Origin of the sequence: Bradyrhizobium sp. PUT101 (genome assembly GCF_052043945.1) — a bacterium.
Classification (GTDB): Bacteria; Pseudomonadota; Alphaproteobacteria; order Rhizobiales; family Xanthobacteraceae; genus Bradyrhizobium.
Map to the genome: position 1 here is coordinate 14,596 of NZ_CP197207.1, position 26,273 is coordinate 40,868.

The 26,273-nt window shown below is 59.7% G+C and carries 23 protein-coding genes; 11 read left to right on the top strand and 12 right to left on the bottom strand.

The features are described 5' to 3' along the window. Window positions 1-98 precede the first annotated feature (98 nt). The gene (locus ACSHT2_RS00050) at window positions 99-716 is read left to right on the top strand and encodes a cell envelope biogenesis protein TolA (protein ID WP_440639766.1); all 618 of its coding nucleotides are present in this window, start codon (window positions 99-101) and stop codon (window positions 714-716) included. A gap of 218 nt (window positions 717-934) precedes the next feature. Here the strand turns inward: ACSHT2_RS00050 and ACSHT2_RS00055 are convergent, their stop codons facing one another. After that, a complete protein-coding gene (locus tag ACSHT2_RS00055; protein WP_440643004.1) occupies window positions 935-1,162 on the bottom strand; it encodes a hypothetical protein in 228 nt (75 codons plus the stop codon). Between ACSHT2_RS00055 and trbL the strand changes: the two genes are divergently transcribed. The 5 genes from trbL (at window position 1,055) to ACSHT2_RS00080 (ending at window position 5,486) form a co-directional block, all read left to right on the top strand. Then, the gene (gene trbL / locus ACSHT2_RS00060) at window positions 1,055-2,233 is read left to right on the top strand and encodes a P-type conjugative transfer protein TrbL (RefSeq protein WP_440643005.1); all 1,179 of its coding nucleotides are present in this window, start codon (window positions 1,055-1,057) and stop codon (window positions 2,231-2,233) included. The genes ACSHT2_RS00055 and trbL overlap by 108 nt on opposite strands. 91 nt (window positions 2,234-2,324) lie before the next feature. Continuing rightward, complete coding sequence (gene trbF / locus ACSHT2_RS00065) at window positions 2,325-3,008, top strand: conjugal transfer protein TrbF (protein WP_440639768.1); 684 nt, start codon at window positions 2,325-2,327, stop codon at window positions 3,006-3,008. Further along, window positions 3,005-4,024 (top strand): P-type conjugative transfer protein TrbG, encoded by a 1,020-nt coding sequence (gene trbG, locus ACSHT2_RS00070; protein WP_440639770.1) that lies wholly within the window; start codon window positions 3,005-3,007, stop codon window positions 4,022-4,024. The genes trbF and trbG overlap by 4 nt, the downstream gene beginning before the upstream one ends. Then, window positions 4,021-5,232 carry a TrbI/VirB10 family protein gene (locus ACSHT2_RS00075; protein WP_440639772.1) on the top strand — a complete coding sequence of 404 codons (1,212 nt, stop codon included), beginning with the start codon at window positions 4,021-4,023 and terminating at the stop codon, window positions 5,230-5,232. Before trbG ends, ACSHT2_RS00075 begins: the two co-directional genes overlap by 4 nt. Window positions 5,233-5,240: 8 nt before the next feature. Continuing rightward, window positions 5,241-5,486, top strand: a complete 246-nt coding sequence (locus ACSHT2_RS00080; protein WP_440639773.1) for a DUF2274 domain-containing protein — start codon at window positions 5,241-5,243, stop codon at window positions 5,484-5,486. Here ACSHT2_RS00080 and ACSHT2_RS00085 read toward each other — a convergent pair. From ACSHT2_RS00085 to ACSHT2_RS00095, 3 genes are all read right to left on the bottom strand, one after another. Continuing rightward, window positions 5,456-6,673: a LysR family transcriptional regulator gene (locus ACSHT2_RS00085; RefSeq protein ID WP_440639774.1), complete on the bottom strand. Its 1,218-nt coding sequence runs from the start codon at window positions 6,671-6,673 to the stop codon at window positions 5,456-5,458. The genes ACSHT2_RS00080 and ACSHT2_RS00085 overlap by 31 nt on opposite strands. Beyond that, a complete protein-coding gene (locus ACSHT2_RS00090; RefSeq protein WP_440643006.1) occupies window positions 6,574-7,206 on the bottom strand; it encodes an acyl-homoserine-lactone synthase in 633 nt (210 codons plus the stop codon). The genes ACSHT2_RS00085 and ACSHT2_RS00090 overlap by 100 nt, the downstream gene beginning before the upstream one ends. A gap of 94 nt (window positions 7,207-7,300) precedes the next feature. After that, window positions 7,301-8,023 (bottom strand): helix-turn-helix transcriptional regulator, encoded by a 723-nt coding sequence (locus ACSHT2_RS00095; protein WP_440639776.1) that lies wholly within the window; start codon window positions 8,021-8,023, stop codon window positions 7,301-7,303. Between the two features lie 380 nt (window positions 8,024-8,403). Here ACSHT2_RS00095 and ACSHT2_RS00100 point away from each other — a divergent pair, with 380 nt between their 5' ends. After that, window positions 8,404-8,853: a DoxX family protein gene (locus ACSHT2_RS00100; RefSeq protein ID WP_440639778.1), complete on the top strand. Its 450-nt coding sequence runs from the start codon at window positions 8,404-8,406 to the stop codon at window positions 8,851-8,853. A gap of 65 nt (window positions 8,854-8,918) precedes the next feature. Here the strand turns inward: ACSHT2_RS00100 and ACSHT2_RS00105 are convergent, their stop codons facing one another. Further along, on the bottom strand, window positions 8,919-9,839 hold the full coding sequence (locus tag ACSHT2_RS00105; RefSeq protein WP_440639780.1) for a FadR/GntR family transcriptional regulator: 921 nt from the start codon (window positions 9,837-9,839) through the stop codon (window positions 8,919-8,921). A 101-nt stretch (window positions 9,840-9,940) separates the two neighbouring features. On the opposite strand from ACSHT2_RS00105, the gene ACSHT2_RS00110 reads away from it, so the two are divergent. Beyond that, window positions 9,941-11,305, top strand: coding sequence for an MFS transporter (locus ACSHT2_RS00110; protein ID WP_440639782.1), 1,365 nt, complete (start codon window positions 9,941-9,943; stop codon window positions 11,303-11,305). 335 nt (window positions 11,306-11,640) lie between these two features. Here the strand turns inward: ACSHT2_RS00110 and ACSHT2_RS00115 are convergent, their stop codons facing one another. Both ACSHT2_RS00115 and ACSHT2_RS00120 read right to left on the bottom strand, forming a co-directional pair. Next, window positions 11,641-12,540, bottom strand: a complete 900-nt coding sequence (locus tag ACSHT2_RS00115; RefSeq protein WP_440639784.1) for an MBL fold metallo-hydrolase — start codon at window positions 12,538-12,540, stop codon at window positions 11,641-11,643. A 74-nt stretch (window positions 12,541-12,614) separates the two neighbouring features. Then, window positions 12,615-14,774, bottom strand: a complete 2,160-nt coding sequence (locus ACSHT2_RS00120; protein ID WP_440639786.1) for a methyl-accepting chemotaxis protein — start codon at window positions 14,772-14,774, stop codon at window positions 12,615-12,617. 249 nt (window positions 14,775-15,023) lie between these two features. Between ACSHT2_RS00120 and ACSHT2_RS00125 the strand changes: the two genes are divergently transcribed. Together ACSHT2_RS00125 and ACSHT2_RS00130 are read left to right on the top strand one after the other, a co-directional pair. After that, window positions 15,024-15,863 (top strand): HpcH/HpaI aldolase family protein, encoded by an 840-nt coding sequence (locus ACSHT2_RS00125; protein ID WP_440639788.1) that lies wholly within the window; start codon window positions 15,024-15,026, stop codon window positions 15,861-15,863. A gap of 50 nt (window positions 15,864-15,913) precedes the next feature. Continuing rightward, window positions 15,914-16,462, top strand: coding sequence for a cupin domain-containing protein (locus tag ACSHT2_RS00130; protein ID WP_440639790.1), 549 nt, complete (start codon window positions 15,914-15,916; stop codon window positions 16,460-16,462). Window positions 16,463-16,685: 223 nt separating this feature from the next. On the opposite strand, the gene ACSHT2_RS00135 is transcribed toward ACSHT2_RS00130, so the two are convergent. Continuing rightward, window positions 16,686-18,158 (bottom strand): carboxylesterase/lipase family protein, encoded by a 1,473-nt coding sequence (locus tag ACSHT2_RS00135; protein WP_440639791.1) that lies wholly within the window; start codon window positions 18,156-18,158, stop codon window positions 16,686-16,688. A gap of 278 nt (window positions 18,159-18,436) precedes the next feature. On the opposite strand from ACSHT2_RS00135, the gene ACSHT2_RS00140 reads away from it, so the two are divergent. After that, window positions 18,437-19,420 (top strand): SphA family protein, encoded by a 984-nt coding sequence (locus ACSHT2_RS00140; protein WP_440639792.1) that lies wholly within the window; start codon window positions 18,437-18,439, stop codon window positions 19,418-19,420. Between the two features lie 242 nt (window positions 19,421-19,662). On the opposite strand, the gene dinB is transcribed toward ACSHT2_RS00140, so the two are convergent. From dinB to ACSHT2_RS00160, 4 genes are all read right to left on the bottom strand, one after another. Then, a complete protein-coding gene (gene dinB, locus ACSHT2_RS00145) occupies window positions 19,663-20,760 on the bottom strand; it encodes a DNA polymerase IV (protein WP_440639794.1) in 1,098 nt (365 codons plus the stop codon). A 67-nt stretch (window positions 20,761-20,827) separates the two neighbouring features. Next, the gene (locus ACSHT2_RS00150) at window positions 20,828-22,984 is read right to left on the bottom strand and encodes an exonuclease domain-containing protein (protein ID WP_440639796.1); all 2,157 of its coding nucleotides are present in this window, start codon (window positions 22,982-22,984) and stop codon (window positions 20,828-20,830) included. 249 nt (window positions 22,985-23,233) lie between these two features. Further along, entirely contained in the window at window positions 23,234-24,559 is a 1,326-nt protein-coding gene (locus ACSHT2_RS00155; RefSeq protein WP_440639798.1) for a hypothetical protein, read from the bottom strand. A 395-nt stretch (window positions 24,560-24,954) separates the two neighbouring features. Next, complete coding sequence (locus tag ACSHT2_RS00160; RefSeq protein ID WP_440639800.1) at window positions 24,955-26,259, bottom strand: hypothetical protein; 1,305 nt, start codon at window positions 26,257-26,259, stop codon at window positions 24,955-24,957. Window positions 26,260-26,273: the final 14 nt, after the last annotated feature.

Sequence of the window (26,273 nt, forward strand, 5' to 3'; positions counted from 1 at the left end):
GGACCGGCCGCGCTATGTGCTCGCTTCAAAGAATCCCTGCTCGCGAGGTAGACTGAACGACGGATCAAATGATTGCGCCGGCAGGCGGGAAGCGTGTCATGGCAAGAAAACTCAAGACCTACCAGACTTCGCTGGGCTTCTTCGATCTGGCGATTGCTGCCCCCTCCATGAAAGCGGCCCTCGAAGCCTGGGGCGCCGACAGCAATCTCTTCCACCAGGGCGCGGCGAAGGAAACTGACGATCCGGACGTCATCGCTGCGGCCATGAAGAAGCCTGGCGTCGTTCTCAAGCGCCCGGTCGGATCCGACGGATCTTTCAGCGAGCATGCCGAACTGCCCACCGATCTTGGCGGCGGCGGAAGACCGACGAAAGCCGCGCCCAAATCGAAGAGCCCTGTGGCCAAAAAGTCAGCATCGCGTCCTGTCGACAAGGCGGCGGAGCGGAAGGCCGCGCTCGCCTACGAACGGGAGGAGAGGCGCCGCGCGCAGGAACGGGCGAGGGAAGAGGCCGCCAGGCAGAAAGAACGCGAGCGCCGTCAGCAGACGGTCGACAAGGCGCAGGCTGCGTTGGACAAGGCGGAGCAGGAGCACGCGAAGCGGGCCGTCGCCATCCAGGCCGAGGTTGAGGCTCTCGAAAAGAGATCAGAAACCGAAGACGCGCGCTGGGATAAGGAGAGGGAGCAACTGGAAGCTGCGCTGCAGCGTGCGCGGGGTTAGTTCGTGACGGGTTCTTGCTCCGCGGTACCGAGTGAATGCCAGTGGGAGCGTTCATCGTTCGGGATCTGGTACGTGCGCTGCGGCTCGGTTCACCGCGGCGCGGTACCGTAGGTCTTCAGGACCGAGCTCCATGACCGCTTGATGCAACTCGGCCGGAATCGTCAGCGGACTTTCCAGGGGCTTGTTCGCCCACTGCCAGAAGCGATCGAACGCATCCGTCACAGGTCCTCCCGCAGGCCCCGGAAAAACGGGTGGCGGACCTTTCCCTCGGCCGACTTCGCGCGGTACTCTATCTCGGCCAGAAGCTTGGGTTCGACCCAGATGCCTTTATGGCCGATGTGCTTTGTATAAGGCTGGGTCTTCCGAATGAGGGGTTTAAGCCGTTTCTGCAGATCAGCGGCCGAGACCTTGTCGAAGCCGTGGTCGACTTTGCCGGCGTAGACCAGATCGTCGCCCTTGCGACGGCCGACGTAGATGCCGTCCCACTTCGTTCCATCGACTGGCTTATCGGCAACTGGAACAGCCTGGCGCGTGTCGTCTTCGAGAGCTTTGCCGGTCTTGGGCTGAAAGCATCTGGCGCGAGCCTGTCTGCATCGGATTTCCTGCGACCGGGAAAAATCGCCCAGGTTGGGCTCGACGCCGGTCGACCGCTGCTCGACTTAATCTCCAACCTGATGGGTTACATCAGCTTCTTCGAGAATTTCATCCAGATCGTCGTTCTCCTGTTCGCGTGGGTCGTGGTGCTGCTCGCCTTCTTCATTCTGGCGATCCAGCTCTTCGTCACCCTGGTCGAGTTCAAGCTCACGACGCTTGCCGGCTTCGTGCTCATTCCCTTTGGTTTGTTTGGCAAGACCGCCTTCGCAGCAGAGCGGGTCCTGGGCAACGTCATATCCTCCGGAATCAAGGTCCTGGTCCTGGCCGTCATCGTCGGCATCGGCTCGACCCTGTTCTCGCAGTTCACTTCTGGTTTCGGCGGCGCAGAGCCCACCATCGAAGACGCGATGACGCTGGTCCTTGCTGCGCTCTCCTTGCTGGGTCTCGGCATCTTCGGTCCGGGCATCGCAAACGGCCTGGTGTCCGGTGGACCGCAGCTTGGCGCCGGTGCCGCGATTGGAACTGGTCTTGCCGCCGGCGGCATTGTCGCAGCGGGCGCGGGGCTCGCCGCCGGCGGTGCCGGTCTCGCTGGCGGTGCAATTGCAGGCGCCGTGCGCGGCGGGGGTGCCGTCTTGAGTGGAGCGTCCACCGCGTATCGGAGCGGTGGCCTTTCTGGCGTCGCGGAGGCGGGCGCTTCGGCTGCGATGAGTCCGTTACGTCGTGCCGCGGCTGCGCCCGGCGGAGGCGGGGAAGCTGGCGCGCATGCCGCGAGCACTTCGGCCGGAGGCCAGCCCGATTGGGCGCGGCGCATGAAGCGTGCCGAGGCCGTTCGGCATGGTGCCTCGACTGCGAGCCACGCGGTCCGCTCGGGGGATCCTGGTGGTAGCGGCTCCTCTGTCGATTTGTCTGAAGGAGAGCGCTGACACGAGGCCACTGCGCTTTCGCAACCCGCGGCGCCTCGATCGCCGACAGCACGACTTGAAACCGTTCACTGGATATCAGGGGCAACCATCGATGTTCAAACGATCATCCGTTCATTACGGGCGCATGCCCGAACCGGTCACACCGTATCAGAAAGCAGCGCAGGTCTGGGACGAACGCATTGGATCAGCGCGCATGCAGGCCAAAAACTGGCGCCTGATGGCCTTTGGCTGCTTGATGCTATCAGCCGGCCTCGCAGGTGGCCTTGTCTGGCAGTCGAGCCAGGGCTCGATCACGCCCTGGGTTGTCGAGGTCGACCATCTCGGCCAGGCCCAGAGGGTCGCGCCAGCCAGCTTCGACTATCAACCCACTGATCCGCAGATCGCCTGGCATCTGGCGCGCTTCATCGAGGATGTCAGAGGCCTGCCGGCCGACGGCATTGTTCTGCGCCAGAACTGGCTCCGGGCCTATGATTTTACGACCGATCGCGGCGCCGCCGCGCTCAACGACTATGCGCGCAACAATGACCCCTTTGCCAGGCTGGGCAAGGCGCAAATCTCCGTCGACGTATCGAGCGTCATACGCGCGTCTTCAGAGAGCTTCCGCGTCGCGTGGACCCAGCGAACCTACGACAACGGCTCGCTCGGTTCGACCGAGCGCTGGACTGCCATTCTCACCATCGTAATCGAAACGCCGCGCGATGCCGAACGGCTGCGCAAGAATCCCCTTGGCGTCTACGTCCGCGCCATCAACTGGTCGAAGGAGTTGAGCCAGTGACCAACACGCCATCTCACGTTCATTCGAAGCATCCCTTCGCGCAAGGCCGGCTCAATTCTATGACCACGAAGCGAGCATGTCTGCACGCTCTCCTGCTTTGTTCGTCAGTGCTTGGCGGGTGCGCGACCTACATTCCGCCGGAGATCAGCTATGACGCTGATGTTCCTCCTTTGCCGGCGCCTCCAGTCGCGCTCGACGACAGACAGCGGCCGCTTCACGTTCCACCGCTCTGGAAGCCGGCTCTGGGCGGCAAGACGGGAGGAAAGGAAGACGCCGAACCCGTGAGCCGGGTTGAGACCGCAAACAGCGCTGCGCGAGTTGAGCCGCGCAAGAGGGGGTATTTCAACGCAGCGCAAATCTACGCCTACAGTCCCGGGGCGCTCTATCAGGTTTATGCCGCACCGGGGCAGATCACCGATATTGCGCTCGAGGAGGGAGAGCAGTTGACGGGGTCAGGGCCCATCGCGGCCGGAGATACCATACGCTGGGTCGTGGGCGATACCGAGAGCGGCAGCGGCGATACGCGACGCGTCCATGTCCTGGTCAAGCCGACCCGCGCATCGATCGAGACCAACCTTGTGGTCAACACCGATCGGCGCACGTACCTGATCGAGCTCCGCTCCCGCGAGCGGCCGTACATGCCATCGGTCGCCTGGTACTATCCGGAAACAGCACGTGATCGATCCCGTTCAGTCGCTCTGAAGCCCGTTCTTCCGGAACCGGCGCAGCGCATCTCCCGCTATGCCATCGAAGGGGACAGGCCTCCCTGGCGGCCGCTCGCCGTATATGACGATGGCCGCAAGGTCTATGTCGAATTCCCGCAAGGCATCGTGCAAGGCGAGATGCCACCGCTCTTTGTCATCGGCCCGGATGGCAAGACCGAACTCGTCAACTATCGCGCTTGGGGTAACGTGTTGATCGTGGATCGACTGTTTGCAGCCGCCGAACTCCGGCTCGGAGGTGAGCATCAGCAGAAGGTCAGGATTGTCAGGACTGACGGGAGGCCGTCGTCATGAACACCCGGCATGGAAACGATCGCGAGCAAGGCGACCCGCCGCAGATACAGGACGATCAGTCCGGGAATTTGCGCTTGAGAGCAGAGTATCCGCGGGTCACCCGGTTGTCGCGGAAAACCCTGGCCGGAGGGACCGCTGTCGTGTTGCTCGCCATCGGCGGAGCCGTGTTGTGGTCGCTCCAGTCCAGCCGTCCCCGAAACCAGGCGCCCGATGAGCTTTACAGCACCGACCATCACAGTGTTGCCGACGGCATTACTGCGCTGCCGAAGGACTATGCTGGCGTTCCACACCAGGCAGTCCCGCAGCTTGGTCCGCCGCTCCCCGGGGACCTCGGTCGACCGATCCTTGCAGCTCAAGGGCAGTTGCCTGCGATCGGCGCTGATCCGGAACGGCAGCGCCGGGACCAGGAGACCGAGGCAGCCCGCATCAGCCAATTGTTCGCTGCGACCAACGGAAGAGGAGTGCATCCGTCGGCCGCCGGGGCTGCTGGAAGCGAGCGCGTCACGTCACCGAACGCGACGAGCACTGGTGAAGACGGATTTGTGCAGAACGGGCAGGACCGCAAGCTTGCCTTCGTGAATGCATCCGTGGACCGTCGTACGGTCAGCGCTGACCGCATCACGACGCCGGCTTCACCCTATATCGTGCAGGCCGGGACGGTCATTCCGGGAGCCCTGATCACCGGGATACGATCGGACCTGCCAGGCCAGATCACGGCGCAGGTAACCGAGAATGTCTTTGACACGCCGACCGGTCGCTTCCGGCTCATCCCCCAGGGAGCCCGTTTGATAGGCATCTATGACAGTCAGGTCGCGTTTGGTCAGTCGCGCGTGCTGCTGGTCTGGACCCGGTTGATCATGCCGAACGGACGCTCGATCGTTCTTGAGCGCCAACCGGGAGCGGATGCAGCGGGGTACGCAGGCCTTGAGGACGAAGTCGATAATCATTGGGGCAAACTGTTGAAGGCCGCTGCGTTGTCGACGCTGCTGGCTGTCGGGACAGAGCTTGGTGCCGGCTCCGACACGAATAGCAATGACAGCGCGATCATTCAGGCGCTGCGGCACGGGGCGGGGGACTCGTTGAACCAAACCGGGCAGCAAGTCGTTCGTCGAAGCCTCAATATCCAGCCGACGTTGACGATCCGGCCGGGATTCCCGATCCGCGTCATCGTCAATCGCGATCTCGTTCTCGAGTCGTACAGGGGGTGACGGTGGTTATGGCCAGGCTCAAGATTGGAACGTTGTCCGACGACAAACCTGTCAGGATCACTCTTGAATTGCCAGCTTCGGTGCATCGCGATCTGGTTGCCTACGCGAAAGCCGTTGCAAGCGAATCCGGTCAATCCGTCAGCGATCCGGGTAAGCTTATCGCGCCCATGCTCGCGCGGTTCATGGCGACCGACAGGGGGTTCGCCCGGCTGAGGCGCAGCCTTCACTCACCGCCAACGGGCGGCGATGGATAGCGCTCGGCAAGGAGCGCCAGGAACCGTTGAAGAGCAGGATTTTCGTTGTCCTCCCGCCAATGAGCATGGAAGCTGATGTGGCTTGGACCGGTACCGTCCTGTATTTCGCGATAAGTCAAACCTGCGAAAGTGGCACCGACATCCGATTCCATCACAAGACTGATTCCGAGCCCCATGCTGATGAGGCTCTTTATGATGCCGCGGCTCACGTCATGACGTTCGATCCTGGGGCGCTTGTCGTCAGCGACCAGGTTGGATATCAGCAGGTCCTCGATATCTGTTCCTGGATCGTACTGGCTCAAGAGGACCGTTTCGTTACGAAGATCAGTCCAATAGATGTCCTTGTGCGCGGCCAGCGGATGGTCTTTAGGGAGCAAGATCAGGATGCGCTCGCTCCAGACCGGGAGACGCTTGCTATCCAATAATGGGCGTTGTCCCGGAACAATGGCTATGTCGATCGTGCCATTTCGAAGTGCGCTCACGAGGCGGGTGCGTGATCGCTCGACGGTTGCCAGATCGACCTGCGGCGCGCGTTGTCTAAACTCAACCAGGCTTGCTCTCAGGTTTCCGGCGGAAATTGACGTGCAAAACCCGATCGAGAGGCGACCGGAATCGCCACGGCCGCTGGACCGACCCGTTACGACCAATGTGTCGACCTGTTCGAGAATCATTCGCGATATTCGCAGAATGCTTCGCCCGGCAAGGGTCGGAACGGCTCCCCCGCGCGATCGCTTGAAGAGTGTAACTCCGACATGGTGCTCAAGTTGACTAACCGAGCGGCTCAGTAACGAATGACGAATGCCGAGCATCGCTGCGGCCTGCCGAAAGCTTCCACAGTCAGCCGCGGCTACCGCTGACCGGAGGTGATGCAGTCCGATATTGGTTGATCCGGCAATTGGCATTTTTCTGCGGGTACGCAAGGACCGGACCCGGGAGTCGCGACCCGGATTCTCCACCGCCTGCTCCTTGCGGTTCAGGATTGAGACAAAAGCAGTGCAGCCGTCGCCGGCGGCACCTGCCGACGACAAAGCCGCTGCTTCATTCGATGGTGGTTCCGGCCGACGGCCGCGACTATGCTTGGCTTTCTCTACGCCGCTGAGAGCGCGACCGGCGCCCAGAGCACCGGACCCTGAAGGCGACCGGCGGCACGCACGCGCGCAAGGCTCTCGATTGAAACTTCGAGACATCCGGCCACCGCGAGCGTGCTGCCCAGTGCGCGAGGTTTGCCGAGCCGGCGCAAGGGCCATCCGGCGCGGCGCAAAATCCGCTCCATCCGGGCATCGGTGACAGTCACAATTTCGGTGAGCTGCCGCGACAGGCCGAACTCGATCATGCCCGCGAACAGTTCGTAGGTGCCGGTAGCCAGGCCGTGAATGACCTCCGGTGTGCCATGATCAGGGTCGAGCGCAAAGCGGCTGCTCTCCCAGATGGTGAGGCTGGACGGAGCTGAAGCTCCGTCCAGCAGAACGGGAAATGTGTCGCGCAGCATGGTTGGTCCGGTCGACGGGAGCAGGCGAACGCAGCCTCGGACGCGGCCGTCGCTTGCTCGCTGGATCAAGTAGGTGGGATGCAGGGCATCGAACTTGTCGATCTCCAGCTCGCCACTAACCTCGACCTCCCATTCAAGACGCTCCTTAAAGACACGATACCGCAGCCGGTGCATCTCGGCGAGATCGTCGACAAACTCACCGTAATAGTCCGGCTTGATGAGCTGGATCATCATTGCCTCCCTGCTTTGAGCCAAGAGTGAAAGCAGACAAATCGGCACAATGCACCCTGTGCAAATGCACAGCGTGCCAATTGGAAATTGCCAACTATCTTCGGGGTTTTGATTCAGCCAGGCAGACAACTGCTTGACGAAGGGTGCGAACGCCAAGCTTCGCCCGGGCATTATCCAGATGAAAAGCGGCAGTTCGTCGAGAGATTCCGAGAATGCTTCCGATCTCCCAGGCGGACTTGCCGCGAGAGGACCATTCGAGACATTCGAATTCACGAGGCGACAACGTTACACCGCCAATTCGATTTTCATGCGTGAGCTTATGACGAACATGTGCATGAAAATAAATGGCCATCAACTGCAGGACTCGAACATTTGAGGCGACGCGGTCCTCGAATGGAGCGTTTCGCTGGTCGCAAGCGAAAGTCAAGGCGGCAACAGGACCGTGACCATCGTGTATGGGAACGGTGAACCCGAACCGGATCCCGAAGTGGGAAGCTTCGTCGAACAATTCCTGCTGTGCCGAAGTAAGGGGTGTCGATGAAAATTCGAGCCCCCACCGGAATGGCTCAGGATTCTGCAAGGCCTGCGAGATTACTGGATCAAGGCGCTGATACTGATTGTGCACGTAATGTGTGACCCAGTTGGCAGGGTACGTCGAGATGACAAGTGGTTTCCTGCGCAGCCGGGATGGCAAGGCGAGATAGGCGAAGCAAGACAAGTCGAGGGCGGTCGCAATCGCGGCCATGGCTTCTGTAAAAGCTGCAGCATCCTCAGCGTACGATAGCTGATCGATAAAATTCTGGAAGACGCGATGCATCTTGCGCCCTGCAACCTTTGTGGAATCCGGGCTTCACCGGGAGTTTGAACCTGTTGGATACGATCATGGGTCAAAGCTGGTAACGAGGCTCATCACCCCTGAAGAGGCCGTGACGCTATTGAAGCCCGGGTCTGTCGGCGACGCCATGAACGCGTGCTGATGCACTCGTCCGCCGACGAAATGCCGTTGGGCAATTTTCAGAACGAACTGAGCCATTTTTCCGAATGACCCGCATTTGAGCCCGCGAGGATAACGTCGAAACCGGTGCAATCAGGGGAGGAAGCTCCGGAACTACCGCGCGGGCCGTTGACAAAGTGACAAGGTGACTTAGTATGTGATTCACCGACTTTGAGTCAACCCGGCCGACTGGGGCTCATCAGATGAGCGAACGCGCGAAGTCTTTCATCGGCGTGATCGAAGGCTCTTTTACAATCGGGGGCTGGCCTGGGCTAGGACTGGCTGCGCTCCGGATTATGTCGGGCATGCTGTTTGCGGAGCATGGCACCCAAAAACTCATAGGCTTTCCAGAGCCTGCGCATGGCATCTCGCCGGTTCTTTCACTAATGGGTCTGGCAGGATGCCTGGAGGTCTTTGGTGGCTTTTTGTTAGTGCTGGGGATCCAAACTCGCCTTGTGGCATTCATCCTCTCCGGCGAAATGGCGATTGCGTATTTTATGGCACATGCTCCCCGCAATTTCTTTCCGGTGCTCAATGGAGGTGATGCTGCGATCCTTTTCTGTTTCGTCTTTCTGCTTTTTGCGTTGGTCGGATCCGGTCCATTTGGTGTCGATTCATTCATGCAGCGGAGCAAGACGACCGGGCCTGATTGACTCGTCAGCCTCGGATGACTGTGCCACTATGTAGATGCGTTCGGAAAAGTTGCCACGCCATCTAGTTACGTCGGTCCGATGCGGGTCATCATTGAGCAGAGCAGCTGACCGAATTTCGGGTCTGTCAAACGAACTTCTTTTGCTCTCGGTAGCGAGATAATGAGACTGTGCGCTTTCGCATTAAACTCGCGAGCTGAACGGGTCGCAGTCTCGGCGTCTCGGTTGATGATGGCCTCAACAAGCGCTGCGCGCAGAGGTCTTAGCTTGGCGAATAGCTTTCGCCACAGGTCGGGTGAGTTTCCGATGAATTCGCGCCCAAGCTCGGTCTGCACGTCCGTCAGGAAACCGCAGAGCGCGATCAGCAAGGGATTATGTGCAGCGACAGCAATTGTCTTGTGATAATTCCGGACGGCTTCGGCCGCACTCTCTCCCGAGCTTGCTTCATCGAGGGTAACAAGCGCGGCGCGAAGACGATTGTGATCTTCCCGAGTGGCAGAGGACGCTGCCAGTGTCGCGGCATATTCGTTCAGCACGCCTGACACCCCCAGGACGTCGGCCACCCCGGGCTTGCCCATCTGTATCGCTGCACCGAGCGAAGTCGCGATCAGGAAGTCGATGTCTGCTGTGACATAGGCGCCGCTGCCATGTCGCACATCAGCAAGGCCCAGCAAGGTAAGTCCCCGGATCGCCTCACGGACCGTTGGGCCGCTGACTTCATAGCGTTGGGCCAATTCCCGCTCGGAGGGCAACTTCGTTCCCTTCGGAATCGTTCCCTGCAAGATGCCGTCTCTTAGCTCCCTGAAGATTTGCTCCGCCACCCGGCTTCGATCGATCGCCTTTGGAACGGCTGCTCGCAGGTTACCCATTTTGCTCGCTCCAAAGTCGGGGACTTCCTTGCTAATTGACCAAGTCACTAGCACGCGCCCGGCGGGGCGGCAATCCTGGCCCGAGCCGTCGAGCGTGATGATGCGATGGCGGCCCGTCAAGAATCAACTTGACACAAGGTCACTAGGTGACATTGTGCGTGGTCTGGGTAATCGATAGGGACGACGGCCGATTAACGGCAGGGCCCAACAGGGAGCGAACGATGGAGACGGCGAGGGGCCTTCAGGGCAAGTCGATAATCGACACTATCCCCTTAGGCGGTTATCAAATCGCGATTATCACGCTTTGCTCGCTGGTCGCCATGATCGACGGGTTCGACACGCAGGTTATCGCGTTGGCCGCTCCAGAGATCGCCAAGGCTCTGGATATTCCTATCGCGTCGTTTGGTGTTGTTTTCGGGGCCGGCCTTCTGGGTTCGATGATTGGCGCCCTGATTGCCGGAAGCATGTCCGACCGAACCGGCAGAAAGCCCAGCCTCCTCGTCTCGATGCTAATCTTTGGAGGCGCCTCGCTGGTGCTTCCCTTGGCTAACTCGGTAAATGAACTGATCTTGCTGCGGCTGATCGCTGGCCTGGGACTTGGGGGGGCGATGCCGGGCATCGTTGCCCTAACGTCGGAATATACGCCGCAGCGCATTAGGGCCACGCTCACATCTGCAATGTTTTGCGGCTATCCGCTTGGTGCATCCATTGGAGCAGCCGCGAGCGCATGGATCCTGACCCACTATGGCTGGCAGACGATCTTTGTCATTGGAGGCCTGGTGCCTCTGGTCTTGCTGCCGATCGTTGGCTTCTGGGTCCCTGAATCGCTCCGGTTTCTTCACGGACGTGGTAGAGATAAGGCTATTACCCGCATCATGCGCCGGCTCGGTATTGCCGGAGAGAAGCCAGTTTTCGATCGCCATGTGCCGGATCAGAGGTCGCACAAGTTCTTGCTTGGAGAATTGTTCGCCCGAGGACGTGCAATCGGAACGCTGTTGCTGTGGGCGACGTTCTTCGTCAGCTTGTTGCTAAGCTATTTTCTGATCAACTGGATTCCTTCCATCACCAGACAGGCAGGATTGGTGACTGAAGGATCGGTAGGCGCTGTAGCCCTGCTTAACATCGGCGGCATCATTGGCAGTTTTGCTCTCAGCTGGTTCGTTGAGAGGATCGGCCCTTATCGTGTTATCGCATTTGGCTACACTGTCGGTGCGATCGCAATCGCGACAATCGGGTTTGCCGGGTCGTCGCTATTTGCTGCTTTTATCAGCGTCTTCATCGCAGGCTTCTTCACTATCGGCGCCCAATTATGTGTCGTCGCGCTGGCCGCGGTCTATTATCCCCTGGAGATCCGGGCTACCGGCGTAGGCTGGACTATGACCATCGGTCGTCTTGGGGCTGTGGTAGGGCCGGTGGCGGGCGGCATCCTCATAGGTGCAGGGGTCAATGCTCAGGGTTTGTTCGCCCTTGCTGCAGTTGCCTCCTTCCTGGCCGGCAGCTCTGTCTGGCTGATGGGAAGACTTCACCGCACAGACAGCCGGTTTTCAGTCATAGATATCGATTCGCTGGACGAGGCTTATCGATAGAGTCCGGGATCGTGAACAGGAAGTTCGCGTCGATTGGGCTGCATCGAAGAAACCAACGAGATCCAGTGACCGGATCAGGCACTTCCGCGCGTTGGTTAGTGCGGCCGGACTGGATGCTGCCGTCGTGGCCGCCGAAACTGCGTTCAAGCCGGAAGAAGGCTTCTGAACCCGCGCGTGCCGCAGCCCGCTGACGAATGGCCCCTGTGATCGAGGCCAACAGCGGGGCGCCGCCGATGACGACACATCCGGCTGGAAACAAAAGGCACCGGCACTTGCAGCGGCGTCGCGGGCAGGGACGTCGGGTTGAATCGCAGGGCGCGTATACCCGGTCGCTCCTAAAGATTTAACTGATAGCTGTGTGGGATCCAGCGATAACAGTCGTTCGCCCGTTCCACAAACCCGATGCCGGGAAATGGCATGTGATAGCCGATCACGAACAACTCATCGGTTACGGCCATATCGAGCATGCGCTTGCGCGTGGCCGCCGCCAGTTCCTTGTCGTCATCTACATCCAGGTAGATATCGGGCCGCTGCACTGACACTACATAGTGACTGCAGGTATCGGCCCAGTTGAGCAGACGCGCGCCCTCGCTCTCGATCAGATAGGCCATCATTCCCGGAGAGTGCCCGGCAGCATCAACGGCCACGATGCCGGATACGACTTCGTCTCCGGGTTTGAGGAAGCTGGCCCGGTCGGCCAGTGGCACCGCGAGTTGCATGAACAGCGAACGATTGAACTTCCGTGCCTCACGGACGTCGCCTCGCTTCCAGAAATCGAATTCAGCGGCGCCGAAGATATACCGCGCATTGGGGAAGACCGGCTTGCCGCCCTCCATCAGGCCACCAATGTGGTCCGGATGACCGTGCGTGATGACAACGATGTCGACATCCTGCGGCTGATAGCCGGCTTGCCGCATGCGCTCGGCCAGACGTCCATCGTGAAGCCCACCGCGAAGCCGCTCGTGTTCGCTCGGCAACGCGCCGGTACCCGTGTCGAACAAGACCAGCTCCTTTCCGGTGTGGACCATGGTCGGGATGAACGGGTGCTCATATCGGTTTGGATCGATGCGGTTCGCGTGTGCGAGCGCCTGGACGTCAACTGCCAGCGCCTGGCCGCCGTGACCTGGGCTCAGCCCGTCCCGAACGATTTTGCTATCCATGATCGCCGTGACTTCGAATTTACCAAGTCTGAAGCGGTAGAGTGCTGGCTGCAATTCTTCGAAGAATCTGGACATCTGACTTCCTGACCCATGCCGTCCCGAACGGAACTGCAAGATTGGTAAATTTCTCGATTTGCCTGCCTTCGAGACTACTCGGGGCGGATGTCAGCCAGAAATGCGTCGACGTGCTTGCGCAGATCATCGGATTGCGCGGTCACCGCCTTCACGGCCTCGAGTACCCGGCTGGCGGCGTCGCCGGCCTGGTCGGCAGCTTCGCTGACGCCTGCGACGTTGGCAGCAACCTCATTTGTGCTCGCCGCTGCCGCCTGCGCATTTCGTGCGATCTCTTGCGTTGCGGCCTTCTGCTGTTCAACAGCGGCTGCAATCAGGGAACTGAACTGATCAACCGCGACGATTACGGTACCGATCTCCTCAATTGCACTTACCGCCTCACGAGTGGATGTCTGGATTGCGCCGATCTGCACCGTGATCTCGTCTGTGGCTTTGGCAGTCTGGTCGGCAAGAGCCTTTACTTCGCTGGCGACCACAGCGAAGCCTTTTCCGGCGTCGCCGGCACGCGCGGCTTCTATCGTGGCGTTAAGGGCGAGCAAATTGGTTTGACCAGCGATATCGCTGATCAAGCCAATGACGTCACCGATCTTCCGGGCGATGGCCGCGAGCTCCTGGATTGAAGTGTTGGCTAGCCTGACGCGACCGGCGGCGTCAGCGGCAACGCGAGCAGCCTCAACTGTACGGCCCTCAATTTCCGTAACTGAAACGTTGAGTTCCTCTGCAGCAGAGGCCAGAGCGTTCACGCTCTGTGAAGCGGCCGCGGTTGCGCTGACGACCGTGCCGGATTGCCTGGCTGTTCGCACTGCGGTAGCCACCATCTCGCTAGCCGACATGTTCAGGACGACGCTGCTCGCGTTAACGGTGTCGAGTATTGCGCAGATAGACTGGTCGAAGCTCTGGCAGTGGGTGTGGAGCACACCGGCTCGCTTGAGTTCCGCGTCCTTGGCTGCGATCTGATCGACGATCAGTTGCCGGGCTTCGATGCCGCTCAGGCGCAGAGCTTCGAGCGCCCTGGCCATTTTGGCAAACTCATCCTCGTGACCATTCGGCACAACGGGTCGGGAATAATCGCGCGTCGCCAAACACTCAATGGTAGCAGTAAGCAGACTGACGGGCCGGCTTATGCGACGCCGGACAAGCCACAAGGCTGCGACACAGGAGGCCAGAGACACCACGAAGCACAATCCGCTCAGGAGAAGTCTCAGGCGTCCCCCGCCAGCCATGATTTCTGCGCGTTCAGAAATCATATCGGTTGACAGTTCGATCATTGAATGCACCGCGGTCACCGGCTGGGAGCAGAACTTGTACCACTCGGCCGCGGACATCAGCTCGACACCTCCGCCGCGCAGACGTTGATAGGCTGCATCGCGCTCGGGGCGCGCCTTGCGGAGCGCCTCCCTGGCTTCGACATAGGCATCACGCAACGCCGGCTCGATCCCGGGCCGCGCCATCGTGTCCCCGAGTGCGTTGAGCGCAGCATCGGCCGCTCCACGGAGGTGGTCTATGGCAGCACGTTGCTCCATAGAGAGCGGCTCCGAGGTCACGATGGATGGTCGTGATGCCACGCATTCCAGCCCCGACGAGTCCTGCGCTATCCACCCAAGCTGGGCGACGGAGACCAGCTCTGCAACGGCCGGATCCTTGATCCGGGCCTCGTTGTTGATGGCCAATGACATCCGACCGAGACTGACCGCAAAATTCGATGCGTCACGGCTCCATTGCAGGACGCTCGCCGCGTCGCGTGCGGTTGTTGGCCTGGAAGCCAGCGCCTCCATCGCCTTCCATTCACCGTCAAGCGCAGGCCAGCTGGCCTCGACTGAAGCAATCGACGGATCAACACCGGGCGCGAGGCTGCGATGCGCGGCCGCGATTGCGTCACCGAGAATGGCGGATATCCGGGTGTGCGCATCCGCCACCGTAGCGGTGGCATCATCGGCATTTTGAAGAGCAGCCAAGGCCCCGCTGTTCCGGGCGCGCATGTCCTGCATGGCATGACCAATTGTGCGGTTCGCTTCCGCCAGAGTCGCAAGACGGCCGGCCAGCTCAACCGACTGCAAAGCACTGTGGAGATTGACCCCGAGCGTTCCGCAAAGAGCAACGGAAAGCGTCAGGAATGTCAGATCGAGGATTGCGCGGGCCGTCAGCCGGGAGAATATTTTGACCGAAGACCCCCGACGAAGTTCATAGCCGGCGACGTTCTCCGCAGTGGCGTCCACGCGCCCGGCATCAACGGTCATTTGAAGCAACCGCTGGCGCATTGCAATTTTGATTTGCGTTGAAGACACGACGTGACCTGGTCATCGGCGTCAATCCTCGCCTGTACGGGTCCAACAATTGTCTGGACCAGAGACACTAGGTGACCTAGTGTTGTCAAGCCACGCGACGATTTCGTCGTTGAGGCGCCCGTTGCCGTCGAGGCCCTCATGCCCGATCGGCCTCACGAAACGTCTACAGCAACGTAACGCCGTTGCCGCAGGGAGGCAGAAATGTACAAGAAGAACCGGTTACTCGCGCTTGTCGAACAGAAGCTCGTGCCGCTGGGCATCCAGGTATTCACTGGAAGCCCGGCTCTCATCGAAGTCCTCGGGCAAACCGGCTTTGACTTCGTGATGATCGACACGGAGCATTCGACGACGAACGCTCGAGCGCTGGAAGATCTGATCCGCACGGCCGAACTTGCCGGTCTTATTCCCTACGTTCGCATACCGGACCTGCATAGCGAAGTGGACGCCAGACGTGCCGTCGAGGCCGGTGCCGAAGGCCTCTTCTTGCCGCTTGTCCAATCCGTCGACGACATCAAGCGGGTTGCCGACTTTGTCTTTATTCCCCCGAAGGGCCGTCGCGGGATATGCCCGGCGACACGGGCTGCGCGGTACAACATCTCTCAGTTCAACCAGTACATCGAGTGGAATAACGCGGAAATCGCGCTTGTGCCGATGATCGAAAACGCCGGGAGCGTCGAGCACGTCGAGGAGATCTGCGCGCACCCCGATGTCAAAATGCTGGTATTCGCGCCCGGTGACCTTTCCGTTCAACTTGGAGAAGGGTTGCAGGGAATGCGAAGCCCGAAAGTTCAGGCGGCCTACCGCAAGGTGCTCGATGCCGCAGCGCTGCACAACGTGACAATGATCGGTGGACCCGTCGACAACCCCACTCCGGAAGCCTGCAGGAAGGCGTTCGAAGACGGGGTCAGAATTTTCACCCTCGGCCTCGACATGCTCGGCTTTCGCCGCTTCTGCGAACAGACCGTGGCGGCTCTCGATGCCGGTGTCGCGGGCACCGGGTTCAAGCGGGCGCCGTCGCCGCAAAGCCGTTTCAGAGACTGACCAATTCAACGCAAGGTACAGCAGCTTCCTGATCCAGATAAGGAAAACAGATGGAATACCGGTACAAGCGAGTCGTTGTTGGAAAGAATGGCGAGGGAAAATCAGCCGTCCTCTCGGCCACGGGAACGAATGTTCAGCATGAAGCAGGCCACTATTACCGCGCCACCTTGTGGAGCACCGACGAAATTCCCGTCGATAATTCCATTGAGGGGGATAGAGCGAATATCGGCGTCAAGCGCGAGCCGCCTTTTGGGGGATCTCTCGTGCGGGTTCTCGAGCTCCAGCCTGACGAGCCGGATAGAGAGAAAGCCATTGCGAGGATGAAGGCGACTAACGAGAAGTTCGCCCAGAAATACCCGCCGACATCCGAAGACCTGGCGCGGCACCCGTCCATGCACAGGACCGACACACTCGATATCATTTTCGTGTTCCGCGGCGAGATATATCTGATTACCGACGTCGAGGAGATCCTGTGCTCTCCCGGGGACTGCATCATTATCCGCGGTACGAATCATGGCTGGAGCGTGCGCGGAACAGAACCCTGCATGTGCATGGGAGTGATGCTTAGCGCCCATGCGCAACGGGTCGCGGGAGAATAAGGTTCGAGCGCAGGTTGCGATTGGCTTTCCAGCGCTTTACAGCGATCGACGTGGTTGCAAGCAATCTCGCAACCACGTCCCGGTGATCCCTATACCTCGCGCGTGTGAGCAAAGGTCTGCAGCGACCTTCTCGGCTCGTACGGAAGGCCGGCTCGTCAACAAATGGTCGTGCACACAAGGATCCTTCTTGCCGCCAGGTTTCTCCCTGTTTTGCAAGATGGTCCTAGCGCTCGGGCGACCTCACGAGATGCAGGAGTTTCACGATGGAGTCGTCACTGACGCGACTTATGTCGGGGGCGGCATCGATGATGAGGCCGAGCTCGGATCCGGCAGTAAAAGGAGGCCAGCGTTCGCCGTTCATTCCGAGCGGAACGCCCGTACGCGCGAAGGAGATCCAGGCGTCCTGCATAAATGTCGTCAAGTTCGCATCGATGTCGTCATATCCATCGGGCGGTTGCAAATTCCCGAACGCGTATTTGATATCGGCGGTGTGCTTGGCCAATTCGTTCGATCTCTGCATCCCGGGCGACACGCGGTCGAAGCGATAGACAAAGAGTCGAGGATTGTCACGAGCAACGAGTCGCGCCGTAGCGAGTGCGGGCTCGGCCCAGATACTACTCGTGAATATCTTGTCGAGGCGATCGTAAATTCCACCGTCCAGCGCATTGAGCGCAACCAGAAGCGAACCAGCCTGCTCGCGACCCATCACGCGCGTCATGGCTTCAAGCACTTTCTCGTCGTGTGCCTGTCCCGGCTTGATGAAATAGCGCGCTTCGTTCTTCGTGAAGCCCATCAAGACGGGCAGGGCGGTCATTGCACCCAACCGGTCTTCTGCAGTCAGCACGTCACCATCTTCTACGGGCACCCAGACAAGATTCGCCGGAGTATGAACCTGGCCGGGTCGCGGAAATACGCCGCACAGCTCATGCGAGACCTGCTTGAGGACATCGGTTGGCACCGCGCGAAGTTCGGCCTGGCGCCCGCCGCCGAGCCGCTGGATCAGCGCACTTGAGGCCGCTGCCGTTCGTTCATAGGTCCATGCAACATCAAAAGCGGGCGGTTCAAACCCGCCGCTCTGAAGGATGGCGCGGTGAAACAGACCGCGAGCCAGCCTGGTGGCCAGCAACTTGCGGACCGAATGGGCGCCGGCCGACTGCCCAAAGATGGTAATGCAGTCGGGGTTTCCGCCAAAGGCGGCAATATTCTCTTTCACCCAACCGAGCGCCGCGATCTGGTCCAATACGCCGAAATTGGCGCCGAAGTCGGCGTGGGCCAGATAGCCGAATGCGCCCAAACGGTAGTTGAAGCTGACGACCGTGACACCCTTTTCTGCCAGATGCGAACCATCCGTCGCGTCTTCCGAACCGGCGCCGCCGAGAAAGCCGCCGCCATGGATCCAGACCATAACGGGCTGCTTCTCCTCCGGGTCTAGTGTCTTGGTCCATACGTTCAGGTACAGGCAATCCTCGCTCTGGCGATCAACCTGAAGATTGAACACAGCTCCTGTGGTTTGGGGGCACGCCGGGCCATAGGACTTCGCATTCCGCACGCCGGTCCAGGCGATCGGCGGTTGCGGTGCTTGCCAGCGCAACGGTCCGACTGGAGCTTGCGCATATGGTAACCCGAGAAATTTGTGGATGCCGCTTTCGGGAAAACCCTCAATTTCTCCCTGACTAATCGTCACGCGCGATGACATCCGGCAGTCCTCCTGAAATTCGTTCTTGCATCTTCTCGGTCATCAGACCCGCGCACGAACAGGTGAGGCGGTCCTGTTCGTTTCGCCGGGACCGGACCTCGCCCCCAGAGCAGCTGGCCGGGCTTTCTCTCAACATTAGCTAAAACCGGGCTTGACCAAAATGACTAGGTGACTTAGTGTCAAGGTAATAACAAATAATAAAAACGTGAGACGGGCGGAAACCGAGTGCGCGGTGATTGCCCGGCAACGAGACGCGTTACAGGGACAAGGGGGTAATAATGGCTAAACGAAAGATTGCGGGCCAAGCGATTGCATTGGCTGCGGGCGCTGCCATGTCTGTCACGTCGGTGCAGGCATATGAGTTCGGGGGCCCGGCCCAGGTGGTACAACCGGGTGTCAACCTGGGCAACAACTCAGCGGCCGCGCCGCCGCCGGGCATTTACATGATCGATCAGTTCATCAGCTATCAGTCGAGGCTTGTTGGTCCAGGGGCGCCTTATGTGAACCACTCCGCGACCACAGTTGATGCGAACATCATAACCGGCGTGCTTCTTTTTGTTCCCGGATGGACGTTCCTGGGAGCAAACTACGATGCCGTTCTGGTTCAGCCATACGGTGTCGGCGCCGCCGGTGCGCCAATCGGCCAGCTGAAGGCAGGCCTTCACAACACATACATCATTCCGGCCGAATTGAGCTGGAAGCTCGGCGACAGTGGATTTTACGTCAAGGCCGGTCTCGGCGTGAGTATCCCGGACGGCACGATCCAGGGCGCCACGGGTCTGAACAGCATCGGAAATCCGTGGTGGAGCTTCGTTCCACAGCTTTCGTTCTCTTACCTCAAGGACGGCTGGAATCTAACCCTGATCAGCCAGTACGAAACCAACACAAAAAATACGATCACAAATTACAAGAGTGGCGATGTGCTGGACGTCGCATTTATCGCAACCAAGGCGATCGGAAAATGGACCCTGGGCCCGGTCGGTTACTACGTTGGGCAAGTGACCAACGATAGGTCGAGCGCGTTTTATCATAACGCCATCAACGTCAACAGATACAACGTGTGGGCCGCCGGTGGCTTCGTCGGCTATAATTTTGGACCTGCTCAATTGAACGTCTGGATGGTCGATGAATTTTCGGCAAACGCGTCGGGGCCGTCGGGCTCGGTCACGCAGGGTGTCAAATTCTTCGCCAGCCTGAACTATCGGATCTGGGCACCCGACGAGCCGGTTACACCGAAACGGCCGCAGTTTTACAGCAAGTAGGTCCACAACATCCCGAGCAGCTTCCTCCCCTGGGGCGCACTATGTGCGCCCCTTTTTTTGGACATTTCGATTTTTGAAGGATCGCGACTCGCGGGCCTCTGCTGCCATTGATGTCGCACGTGTGGAAACAGCTTCTCGCCGTCATCGCGTTCGCCTCGATCCAGGGGGGACCCGTCGGGCCAGGCGAAACTGTCGGGATCCAGTTGAGAGGTCAGGATGAAGGTTGTCCTCACGAGCGGATCCTAGATTGGCAGGTCGAGCTGGGGTTCGGTCCCGGTCTGCAGCGAAGAGAGCGAGACCCCGAGCAGTCGAACGGATTTGGGTAGCGGCATCTCTGCCTGCAGCAGCTCAACCGCAAGCCGCTCCAGATCATCGCGGTTATCGACCGGCGCAGAGACTGAACGGGCCCGTGTGATGATCTCGAAGTCTGAGAACTTCACTTTCAGCGTGACCGTCCGGCCGCGGTTGCCGGTTGCCTCGCAATGACGCCAGACCTTGTCGACGAGTGGTTGAAGCTCCGCAACCATCGCATCGAATTCGGTGAGGTCGCTGGAAAATGTGTTCTCGGCGCCTGCAGACTTCCTGATCCGGTTGGCCCGCACTGGACGGTCGTCAACGCCACGCGAGATCCAGTAGTAGTAAGCGCCGGACTTTCCAAAATGATGTTGCAGGAAATCGAGAGACTGATTCCGGATGTCGAGACCGTTGTAGATGCCCAGCGCGTTGAACTTCGCGCTCGTCGCCGGGCCGATCCCATGGAATTTGCCGACTGGCAGCGCCTCCACAAAAGCAGTCCCCATCTCCGGAGAGATGACGTATTGCCCGTTGGGTTTTCTGTGATCAGACGCGAGTTTGGCCAGGAACTTGTTGTAGCTGATGCCTGCCGAAGCGTTCAGCCCGGTCTCGATCTTAATCCTCTCGCGAATCCGGAGCGCGACGTCGCGGGCGAGTGCAATGCCCTGCAGGTTCTCGGTGACGTCGAGATAGGCCTCGTCCAGGGAAAGCGGCTCGATGATCGGCGTGTGCTCGGCGAAGATGTCCCGGATCTGCCGGCTGATGGCCTTGTAGACTTCGAAGCGCGGTTTCACGAAAATCAGGTGCGGACATTGACGCCTGGCGGTGACCGATGGCATTGCCGAGCGAACGCCAAATTTCCGGGCTTCGTAGCTCGCCGCCGCAACGACGCCGCGCTCTGCGGAACCGCCAACCGCGACCGGCTTGCCGCGAAGGTCCGGATTGTCCCGTTGCTCGACCGACGCGTAGAAGGCATCCATGTCTATATGGATGATCTTTCGCGTGGTTGCCCGGGCGACGATTTGGTCCTGCGCCGATGCGTTCATCGGATAAAGCCAGAGAAGGCCGCGTCGCAAGTCTGCATGTCACGGCCCTGGGGGTGTCGGGAGCGTCCTAGGCGGCCTCTGCACCCTGCGCCACTTCCTCGTGGCGTTTCCGGTTGATCAGGTTCAGCAGATGAACGGAAGCGCGCGCGTCGCAGAGAGCCCGGTGATGATTGTCCAGCTCTATTCCATAGACTTCGCAGAGTTTCCCGAGCCCGTAGGATTTATGACCGGGATAGCGCCGCCGCATTCCCGCGCAGGTGCAGAGCTTGGGAAACCTGAACCGGCGCCCCAGCCGTTCGTACTCATACGCGATGAAGCCGTAGTCGAAGTTGACGTTATGGGCGACGAAGATGCCGTCACCCATGAATTCCATGAAGCTTTCCGCCACATTCGCGAACACGGGCGCGTCCCGCACCATCTCATTGGTGATACCGGTCAATTGGACGATTTTGGCCGGGATCGGACGCTGCGGATTAAGCAACGTGTGCCATTCGTCGACGACCTCGTGATTGCGAACCTTCACGGCGCCGATCTCCGTGATGCGATCGCCGTTCGACCAGGCGCCGGTGGTCTCGATGTCGACCACGACGTAGTCCTGTTCGGGGTCGAAGCGATAGTCGACCCGGCCGATCTCGGCGACGATACCTGCGGCGCCGAGCTGGCGCAGGCGGGTCAGCTGATTGCGCCGGATGACGTCGCCTTCCGCCTTGATCTCCATGAATGAGGCTTTGCCGTCGCGCACTACCATCAGATCGGGGAAGCCATCCCTCATGCCGCGGAAGTCGTCGCACATCGAGCGGACGATACGGCTGACGCCGGCCGGATCGGTACCTTCGAGCAACGCGCGCAGCGCCTCCACCTGAACGTGGTCCCAGGCGAAGATCCCGTTGGGCCGTCCCCATCTTGCGGCGATGGTCCGCAGGATGATCGCCAACGCCTTGCCGGATTCAATGGCGTCCAGCTTCGCATCGATCGACGAGGCGAACAGCCGGCGGAAGCTGCGATCATTCAGGCAATGTGGCACCCAGTCGAAGCCGCTGGCCAGTTGGGTAGTCTCGAAGAGCTCTTCCCAGAACAGAAGACCGAAGAGGGTGTGCCAAAGCACGTTCTCGGCGTAGAACACACGGGCACCCTCGCGCCGCAGGACGCCGGCCACGCCCGCTTCGGGATTTCCACGATGTGTGTCGTCGACCGTAAGGGCACGGCCTGACCGGAGTAATTCAGTGTAAAGCCCCGTCCGCCGTCCCCCGAACTTGCGAGCATAGAAGTCCGTGGCAAAGAGGTGCTCGCCATCGCTCGCGGGATCGTCGATCATACGCTGCAGCAGTTCTTCGGCTTCGACGCGTTCTCCCTCACGGTAGAGCAGGCGCGCCAGGCGTTCGTTGCAGTCGGGCGAGGAGCCTGCGCAATAGAGCTGACGGGCGAGGGCGCTCTCGTCACTTTTCTCGAAAAACAGGCCCGCCTGATGTGCCGCACGGCTGCGCAGATCGGCGGCGTAGTCCGTCCCGCAAACGGGGCCCCCGAGGACGTCAACGGCAGCTTGCCGATAAACAGCTTCAGATTTCACATCGAGACGATCGAGGACCTGACTGTAGTAGAAAGACGCCACTGCCTCATCACCGTCAGTGAAACGCGCGTTGAAAGACGTTTCCTGGTTGGTGCGGAGAATGCCGAGATCGCGCAGCGCGAAGTTCTTGAGGTCGACCTCGGTCTTGCCGAAGTAGAGGTAGAGAAGAAACTCGATGGGGCGCGTTCCGTCGAGCGCGATGAATTTGTGTCCGCCGCAGTGCTGCGCAGCGACGGAAAAGGGAATTTGCGCGAGATAGTAATCGACGAACCTGGGCTTCGACCACGATTTGCGAACGTCTCCGCGTCCGGCCGCCTGCCCTCCCGTCACAAGGACATCCCTTGGAAGGCAGGCGACGAACGCCGGGTAGTCGGATTCCACGAGCGCGCGAGCGTGGCCGGCAACCGTCAATTCGACGGCCGCAAGTTCGACGTCCTTGATCTCCGGATAGCTGAACAGCGATCGGTTGAAGATCGCGCCACGCCTGTTCACCATTCGGATCAGCAGGCACTGTGCGTCCCGCGAAAGGCCGCCAAAGCGCGCGATAAAGCCGCGGTGCTCGTTGCCGAGGATCGAACCGTAGGTTTTTTGCACGAACTCCAGCATCTCGACGAAGTGGTCGAGATAGTAGTACGCCGGCAGAACAGGCAGCTTCATCCGCGGTCGCTCCGCCGGACGTACCCGTGTCTCCGCAGGCTAACCCAGGCCGCGTGAGGTCTGGGCAAGACTGAATGTCCCGGAGACGCTGACGTCGCGGTTCGAGCAAGCCGACTCATGTTCCTATTTTGTTCCTTAATTGCGATTTGTCAATAGCGCTGGCCAGGGACGGCATGTGCGCCTTGTTCGGGCCAGCGTCATGAGGTGATGACGGAAAATCGGGGGGCAAATGGGGAGCCGCCGTGCATCTCAGCGCTGCGGCGGTGGTGCGGCCTCGGCCGTCTCGTCTTTGGCTGGAGAGCCTTCACTTGATGGCAAAAGTCCAGCATGGATCGCCCATTCCAGCGGGCCCGTTGGTGTCGCAAGCTCTTTCTCCTCGTCGATTGACCAGAATTGAAGGCGAGGGGAAGACGGGTAAGCGTAGTAACCGCCTGCGTATTCGCTGTCGGAGTCTTTTGGTGGTTCGACGAAGCCAAGCTTTGCTGATCTGGCCGAAAGATCGAGAAACTCCGGGCTGGTGAGAGCATCGATCTGCTGAATGCGTCGTCGGATCCACGCCAGGATATTCTCTGCAGGGTTCTTTCCATCAATCGCGGGTTGGTCCAGATGCGCAAGCACGGCAGAGAGCTTTGATCGCTCAAGAAGTTGCTCATGGACTGCATCGACAAACCCGAGGCGTCGCTTCTCGCGCGAATTGAAGGCTTCTTCACGTTTGCGGCGGGCTTCCGCTTCCAGTCGTTTGCGCTCACTCTCCTCGGTGGCGCGCCGGCGCTCCCTGAGCAACGCCCCGTGCTCAACAAGGCCTGCGATGATCTCGGGTAGCATGGCTTCAACTTTTTGCGTCTTGCCATCCGACCAGGTGCGGCGGAGCCCTGACCAGGAATTGGCGTGAATGACGATGGACAGCCGACCGGACGGCGAATAGTCGTATTTCGGCCAAGGGGCCCTCGATAGGCCGTAACGAAGATTATCGTCCCTGCGCTTCAATTCAGCCGCGGTCGGCTCGTGCGGTGTCTTGCACGGCCGCTCTTCAATTCCAAAGGCAATCGACACATCGTCGGCGGCGAGCTCGAGTCCGTTCTCGCTGACCTTGGGGCGATATCCCTCGGTCTCTGCAAGGACAAAAAGGCGGGCCAGAAGCTGGTGTGTCCGGTCGACTGTAGTTGGTGCGATCTTCGTAGAGACTATGCCGCGCCCTTGGGCGTTTATGAAACCCTCCGCGTCGGGGCGGGCTTTGGAAATTGCCCTCTGCGTTGCGCCCAGGATCGGGGGCTCCTCCACCCGTGAACTGGTCAGGCCCGTTGCAGCAAGAGGCTCAGACGCCGTCATCAACCTCTCCCGGGCTTCCGTCCCCGCCTTGATCACCTGTTCCGGCAGGTGTTGCGCGGTAACGCCGGAGATGTGCACCTGATCAAGCCTGGTGTCGGTCAGCATCGGGAGCGATACTTGGCGAACGGGTTTATCATGCCCGAGCTTCGCCCAGTATCCTCGTTCGGGAGTGGGGATCTTATGACGATTGCAGGTTTTCTTGAGAGCCGTACTGGTCACGCCATACTCCGCTGCGACTTTGGTCATCGGCCTTGACCAGACCTGTTGGTAAAGTTTATCGCGAGAAATAGTATGCACGCAACGCCTCGCAGCTCAGTGAAATCTGCAACGGATTAGCACGGCCTTCACGGGGCGATCGAGTCTTGCTTCGGAGTCGAGCCACGTGCTGCGAATTGCTAGCTCAATCGGTTCTACTCCGCGATAGAACGAAGCATCTGGCTTGGGTCATCGCCACGAAGCATTCATCTCTGTGGCATGGTGGCATGCCAGCCCCGCACTCAAATCCTCACCGGAGTATCGAGCCACACTGCGATTTCGTCGATACAAACAGGATGCGGCCAACCTTACGTAAGGCCGGCCGCTCGATCTGTTGCTTGAGAGGAGCTCGCGAGCAATTGCGTGCCGTCTGGTGGCCAGAGTGTCTACTGCGTCGGGGCAATCGAACAGCCGCAGTTGCAGGAATAGGTCCCGAGAGAAGACCCCTTCCAGCGGAGATCAATCGTGCCGAGTCCATTTTGACGATCTTCGGTTCGACGATCGTCCTGGCTTGCGTTCGGAAAGCCGATAGACCAACCCGCCTTCTTCAGTTTCTTGAGCGACCGCGAAAGCGGGTGCTTATAGCTGTTGTTGTTCCCAAAGGACATCGCTGCGCGGGCAACCGGCAGGTTCTGCCTGGAGGGAGCCGGGCCTGCAGCCTGTCCTCCATGATGAGAAACAGTTAGTGACGTGATCGAGCGTGGCGCCGAACCTTTCAAGGATGGGATATCAGCGTAACCCGCATCTCCAGGCAGGAGCATAGGAGCGTCGCTTTTGTCCGGTCCGTTTACCCAAACCGCAATGCCCGAGCGATTGAAGTTTCCGGTCGAGCCAGTGCAACGCTCAAGCTCGATTGCCCCGTTCCTCACAATGCCTTTTCCATTCCAGATCATCAGGGTGCCGTTTTGGATGATGCTGTTTGCCATGGCCGATTGGGGGCCGGGTCCAATCTTTTGAAATGGAGCAATCCAGGTCCGGCTTAGAGCCGTCGTAAATTTGTTGGCGGCGTGAAAATGGTCATAGTGCCAGTGCGTGAGTACCACTAACGGATCGTCCTTGAGGCAGATCCCGGTCATTGCAGGTGGCCATGTGCCGGCATCTGCCAGCACGCCCGATCCAAGATCAACATATGCCAGTACTTTCCTGGACTTGGTGACCAGTGCGTTCGCCGCGCCTTGTCCGACATCCAGAACAAAAACGTCTTCGAGGCCGTCGGTCGGGAGTGCTTGCCGGATGCTTTCGTCCGGTTTTGCGTAAGGTGACAGGTCAGTCACTCTTCGCAGAGTGTCCAGAGCGTCCTGCTTAATGGAGTCTTGAAAGAACCTCACGCGCGACGGAGGTCCGTTGATGTTGCCATAGAGATTTGCCGGGCCACGTTCATCAGGTAAGACCTGAAGCTCAAGCCAGAGTGGCAACCTCTTCGACCAGACTCTGAGCCACTCAAGAGCAAGGACATCTTCGCCCAGCCGCGAATTGACCTCGATTGCGTAAACCAGAGCTTGGGTAAAAAGTGACCTCCAGCGGTCAATGCTCATTTGCCCGCGCGCTGGAGAGTTCTCGCTATCGAACCAGTCCGCGTCCACTGTGTCGAACAAAGCGTACTGCTTCCTGTGCCAGTCGATCAGTCGTGCGTAGACCCGTTTCGGGATCTCTGACTTACACTGAGGCTCAAAGAATTTATTCAGCTTCATGACCAGATGCAGCT